The organism is Candidatus Cryosericum odellii (assembly GCF_003570935.1).
GTDB classification, from domain to species: domain Bacteria; phylum Caldisericota; class Caldisericia; order Cryosericales; family Cryosericaceae; genus Cryosericum; species Cryosericum odellii.
The window spans coordinates 1-5,898 of record NZ_QXIU01000230.1; the positions used below are offsets into that span (position 1 = coordinate 1).

Below are 5,898 nucleotides of genomic sequence, written 5' to 3' on the forward strand. Positions count from 1 at the left end.
CTCCTTGCAGCTCTGTCGGGCATATTGTTCGCGTCCCGTTTTAAATCGGCCACAACGACGGCGGGAACTCTCTTTGAATTGGATGCAATCGCGGCGGCTTTTGTCGGTGGTGCATCACCGTCCGGTGGTGTCGGCAAGGTTACGGGATCGATCGTCGGTGCGTTTGCTATGATGTCACTGACGAGCGGCATGAACCTCATGGGCATCGATATATCTTACCAATACATCGTTAAAGCCCTTGTGCTTGCGGGCGCTGTTATATTTGATATTGCAGCCCGCAATAGAGCAAGAGAATAGGCCAGTTCTCATTTGCAGGTACTTCTTGCGTGGATTACTGGTAGGTTCGCTCAAAGGCTGATCAAGCGAGGTTTGGTTTCTCAAGCAGCAAATTGGCGCAGATAGTTGGAATAGGAGCCTGTTGATTCATGGATGATCCTTCCCTTGTTCCAGTCGGTACCATACCTCTTCTTGAGGAGCTTCTTCAGGGTTGTCAACCCCCTCTCGTTTGGAACTTCCTCCTCGTGTGTTCCATCCATAGCTCTAACGATTGCTTTGAACCATCAGTTTCTGCACAATGTGTCATACGAAACCTCTCCCATATGAGGAGAGTCTGCAATGGGTTGCCTTTCCATCGGTGTTTCATTTCGTCCACAACCCAAGCTGGAAGAACCTTCTTCCGCTTCTGATCCACCACAAACTTTGGAAGGGCGATCCATCTCTGGTACAAGCTTATGAGGATCTCTCATTGCTTCAATGTACCTACGGTCTACCCATTCCTCTCACCCATACTACCCTAAATAGTACCTCCTCCATCGTACGAAATGTACCTGAAGCATCAGGTCGTCAACTCAGTGGAAATGTACGCATGGCTAGCACGTTTTTTGATCACCAGAGGTTGTCTTCTCTTGGTGATTGCATCCAGTTTTGTTCCTGGCAGAGGAGGATCTCGTGGTGCAGGCTGGTCAGGTCCAGCGCTGCACATGTTGACCGCAACCGTTTCTTCTATGGAGAGACGGAGCTCTGATAGAAGGGGAAAAGTGATGAAACACGTTGGTCGCGTTGTGGCAGCAGTCTTGCTCGTGTTTGTCGTGGCGGTTGTCTGGTATGCCCGGGCGGGCCAGGCTGTCCTCATGCGGCGTGTCTTCACCAATGCTGCAGGCATCGCTGGGGGGACGGCCTGGGTGCGATCGGACAAGGGGCTCTTCGGCGGCCCCGTCACAGCTATTGCCAGCCTTCCCGTGAAGGGTGCGCTTGTCTATGCCGGTACGAACGAGGATGAGATCTACGTTTCTGCAAATGACGGACGCGATTGGACACCACTCGGCGGCTCTTCGTCCGGCCACTATGTCGTGGGCATCGAGGTTGACCCGAGGGCGAACGGAAAGGTCGTCGGCAAGGCCGTGTATGGTGCCGGCTTCTTCCTTTCCGAGGACGGTGGCCAGACGTGGAAGAACGCGAGTCGAGGCCTGGGCAGCCGGTCGCTGTCGTGTCTCGCTTCCCCTGCCGGCTCTCCGGACATCTTGTTTGCAGGGACGGGTGATGCCGGTCTCTTCGTCTCGAGGGATGGAGGGCGTTCGTGGAGCCGAACCGGTCGTAAGGACTTGGGCGACCGCATCGCAGCCGTTGATGCCAGCAGGGACGGCAGGACGGTCTATGCAGGAACGCAGGAGACCGGTCTCTTCGTCTCGAGGGATGGAGGAGGCACGTGGAATGCCATTGTCCTGCCATTCGGATCACAGCCCATGGTGATGGGCATCGATATCGATCCGGCGGACGAGCTCCACGTGGCCGTCACGGTGAGCGGTGGCGGTACAGGGCTCTCGAAGGACGGAGGCCGGACGTGGTTCATTTCCCGCAAGGGGTCGCTCCCGTCAGACTGCGCGGCGGTCCAATTTCTTCCGGACGGGGCACCTGGACTTGTTCTCGGTACACAATCCGGAGCACTGTACTTCTCGGCAGACGGCCTCGACTGGCAGCTAACCTTTCAGTTGCCCGACGGCGGACATGTCTTCGGATTGGGGCGCTCTGGCATGGGCATGTTGGCCGCGACGTCCTATGGGGTCTTCTCTTCTCGCGATGGTATGGCATGGAGCGAATCCAGCATTGGGATCACGAATCTGACCCTTGCGGGATTGGCCGCGTCGCCGATCGATGCGGACGTCCTTTACGCGGCGACGGACCAGGGGGTTTTCCGCAGTACGGATGCTGGCATCTCGTGGTCGCGCTGCTCCGAGTCGAAGGGGATAATCAGTGTTCTTGTGCTGCAAGATGGACGGACTGTCCTTGCCGGCACGTCTGTTGGGTCGGTGCTGCGCAGTGTCGACGGCGGAGATCACTGGATTGCTGTCAGCCACAGTATCCCTGGCGTCAGGGTGAGTATCCTGGCGTCCCGCCCTGCAGGGCCGACGATAGTTTACGCCGGTACGGACGGGGGATTCGCGGTTTCGAACGATGCAGGTCTGACCTGGGAACTGAGGAACATCGGCCTCGTCGCCACGACGCCGGCAGGATCGCCGACACCGCGGACCGAGATTGCCGCGTTCCTTCCGGATACAGCGACGCCGGGTACGGTGATCCTCTCGCTGCTGGGTCAGGGGTTGTACATAACCAAGGACGATGGCAACCACTGGAAACGTCTGCAATCGTCAATGGATACACCCTGGATCGACAGCCTCGCTGTCGACGAAGAAACAGACCGGTTCTACGCCGGCACGGACACAAAGGGCGTGTATATCTCGCAGGACGGCGGGGCGACGTGGTCCCGTTCCAGCAGCGGGCTGTCAACCATCCTCTCCGTATCGGGAGCGGTCAACACGATCGCGGTGGCTCCAGACGATATTGTGTATGCAGGGACGCAGGCGCGCGGGGTGGCGATGTCACAGGATGACGGGGCCATATGGCAGCGTCTGAACAGCGGTCTGCCCGACCTTGATGTACGGTGTATCATTGTGGCAGGAGGTGGCGTGTTTGCCATGACGGCGCACGGCGTCGTTCGCCTTCAGACCCAGTAGTTCGCCAGAATCCAGCTCTCGAAACCGAGGCTGTCGGAGACATTGTCCGCCCCCGATGGCGCCGCGTCGCCGATCATGCAGTCCGTGACGAGATACGTCTCGATACCGGCCAGACGTGCTGACACGCCTTCAATACAATCGTTGCGTCTCATAACGTCGTGGACGTTGTCGAAGGTCGTCGCGTAGAACTCCATGATGCGATTCCAAACGGCCCGCTGGTCGATGCCTTGGTGCAATGGCTCGAACTCTCTCCTGAACTTTACCAGAGGACTGCTGCCCGGGCTTGTGTCCGCCTGCATACTTCCTGACGCGGTGACAATGTTTCTGGGGAGGTTCTAAACAACTTGACATTAATTTGGAATGTGCTATTAGAAATAGTCAGAGTCGATCAGAGGCAAAAGGAGGTGGGGAAAACATCTTAGTATCTGAATGTTGCCCATGGTTTTGTCGCGGTAGACGTGGAGGTTGAGGCACGATATACAGGAGGCAAGAAGAATGAGAAGGGTAGTGTCTATTCTGCTGGTCTTAGCATTACTGACTGGAGTTCTAGGAGTTACCTCTGTTGCAGCTGCAGCAACTACTGAATTCCCCCGGTCGCAGACCCTTTACACTGGTGGAAAGCAGTGGGGTCCTCCGTCGAACTGGAACCCCTTCATGACGGGGAACTATGCGACGGGAACAATTGGTCTATGCTACGAAACGCTATTCCTGTATGATCCCCTGACAGCGAAGTTTACACCCTGGCTCGCCAGCAGTGGAAAGTGGACCAACAGCACCACGTACAGACTGGTCCTCCGCCCGGGTTTGACGTGGTCTGACGGTAAGGCCTTGACCGTTGACGACGTCAAGTTCACCATTGAGCTTGGCAAGAAGACGACACTCAACTTCAGCAGCCTGTGGAGCTGGCTTACGTCGATCACCAAGGTCAACAGCACGACCTTGGACTTCAAGTTCAAGACCGCTCTCTATCAGGAATGGGACAACTATCTGTACAACCTTCCAATCGTTCCTCAGCATATCTGGGGAACCAAAAGTCTGACCGATGTTGCCACAGGAGCCAATGACAAACCTGTCGGATCAGGCGCCTATCTATACAATACATACGATCAGACCAAGATGGTCTGGGAGAAGAACGTCAACTGGTGGGCGACCAAAGCACTCAAGTTGTCGGTTGCTCCCAAGTACATCATTGACCTTGTCAACACCAGCAACGAGAACTCGCTAGGTTTGGTGCTCCAGGGGCAGGAAGATCTGAACAACAACTATTTGCCGGGTATCTCGACATTACTGACAGGCGGTTATGCACTCCACACGTATTATCCGAGTGCTCCGTACGATATCGCCGCCAACACTGCGTGGCTGGATATCAACCTGCAGAAGAAGCCCATGAGTGATCTCGCATTCCGGAAGGCACTTGCCTATGGAATCAACGTAGCCGACATTGTTTCAAGGGATTACAACAACATGGTCCAGGCTTCCGACCCGACAGGCCTTCTCCCCATGTGGAACAAGTACGTCGACCAGGCTGTTGTCAAGAAACTGGGCATCACGTACAATCCTGCCAAAGCCAAACAAGTCCTTGCGGCTGCCGGCTACAAAGATGTCAACCATGATGGATTTGTCGAGAACAAGGATGGCACCAAGATTGTACTGAAGCTTATCGTGCCCAATGGATGGTCTGACTGGATGGCCGCAGCCCAGATGATCTCCAAGAGCGCCAAAACCGTGGGGATCAAGATCGTGGCCAGCTACCCGGATTTCAACGGGTACCTGGATGCTCGCTTGAAGGGTACGTTTGACCTGGCCATTGACAACCAGGCTAATGTAAGCAACTCACCGTGGACGTACTATCACTTCATCTTCTATGACCAACTCAAAGACATCCCGACCACGCAGGGTGGCAACTATGGCAGGTACAACAACAAGACTGCCTTTGCTCTGGTGACGCAGCTGGATAAGACGAAGACCACCGATCTGGCAGCCATGAAGGCTGTCATCTCGAAGCTCCAGACGATTCAGCTCACGGATCTGCCCATGATCCCTCTTTGGTATAACGGTATGTGGGCCCAGATGAGCACCACGTATTGGACGAACTGGCCATCTTCGGTCGCTGGAAAGAATCATGATCTGCCCGTTACCTGGAATGGCTACTGGAACATGACCGCTATCCTCATGCTTACTCAATTGAAGGCCGTAAAACAACCGTAACAGCCAATGTATTCAACGCCCCCTCCTCCTCATGTGGGAGGAGGGGGCGTGAAACATTCTCAGACCTTCTTTCAAGCGAAGGAGCGGCAATGCGACGTTATTTCGGAAGAAAACTGCTCATTTATGTCATTACCTTTATCCTGGCGGTGACCGTCGATTGGGCCATTCCACGTTTCATGCCAGGCAACCCCGTTGAGATCCTGATTGCGAGGGCCGGCCTGAAGGCCGAATCCGCCAAGCTCATCTACTCCTATTACATGAAAGCATTTGGGCTCAATGTGCCTATCTGGCGGCAGTACCTCAATTTCTGGATCGCACTGTTCCATGGAGACCTTGGGGTCAGCCTGTGGCTGTTTCCACAGCCCGTGATGAAGATTATCAAGCAGGCTGTACCATATGACATTCTTCTCCTGCTGCCGGCAATCCTGCTGAGCTGGCTGGCCGGCAACAAATTCGGTGCGTACGCGGCGCGATCAAAGTGGCTTGACAACACCATATCGCCGCTGGCGTATATCCTTCAAGCGACCCCCTATATGTGGCTCGGGATGTTACTGGCTTGGCTTTGTGGAGTCAGACTGCACCTTCTTCCCTTTTCGGGGGCGTACAGCAATGCCATGATGCCCAGTTTCTCCTGGTCGTTCGTCTGGAGTCTCCTGCAGCATTGGATTCTCCCCTTCGC

General features: G+C 55.3%; 4 protein-coding genes and 1 pseudogene. 4 read left to right on the forward strand and 1 reads right to left on the reverse strand.

Going from position 1 to position 5,898, the window contains the following annotated elements; genetic code table 11:
* Positions 1–297, forward strand: a pseudogene (locus SMC5_RS09500) (sugar ABC transporter permease); the annotation flags it as partial.
* Between the two features lie 743 nt (positions 298–1,040).
* Positions 1,041–3,011: a WD40/YVTN/BNR-like repeat-containing protein gene (locus SMC5_RS09505; RefSeq protein WP_165846278.1), complete on the forward strand. Its 1,971-nt coding sequence runs from the start codon at positions 1,041–1,043 to the stop codon at positions 3,009–3,011.
* Here SMC5_RS09505 and SMC5_RS09510 read toward each other — a convergent pair.
* Positions 2,999–3,310 (reverse strand): hypothetical protein, encoded by a 312-nt coding sequence (locus SMC5_RS09510; protein ID WP_119120529.1) that lies wholly within the window; start codon positions 3,308–3,310, stop codon positions 2,999–3,001. The genes SMC5_RS09505 and SMC5_RS09510 overlap by 13 nt on opposite strands.
* Before the next feature lie 196 nt (positions 3,311–3,506).
* On the opposite strand from SMC5_RS09510, the gene SMC5_RS09515 reads away from it, so the two are divergent.
* Together SMC5_RS09515 and SMC5_RS09520 are read left to right on the forward strand one after the other, a co-directional pair.
* Positions 3,507–5,219, forward strand: coding sequence for an ABC transporter substrate-binding protein (locus tag SMC5_RS09515; RefSeq protein ID WP_119120530.1), 1,713 nt, complete (start codon positions 3,507–3,509; stop codon positions 5,217–5,219).
* 89 nt (positions 5,220–5,308) lie between these two features.
* A partial coding sequence (locus SMC5_RS09520; protein WP_207799196.1) for an ABC transporter permease occupies positions 5,309–5,898 on the forward strand: 590 nt, incomplete at its 3' end.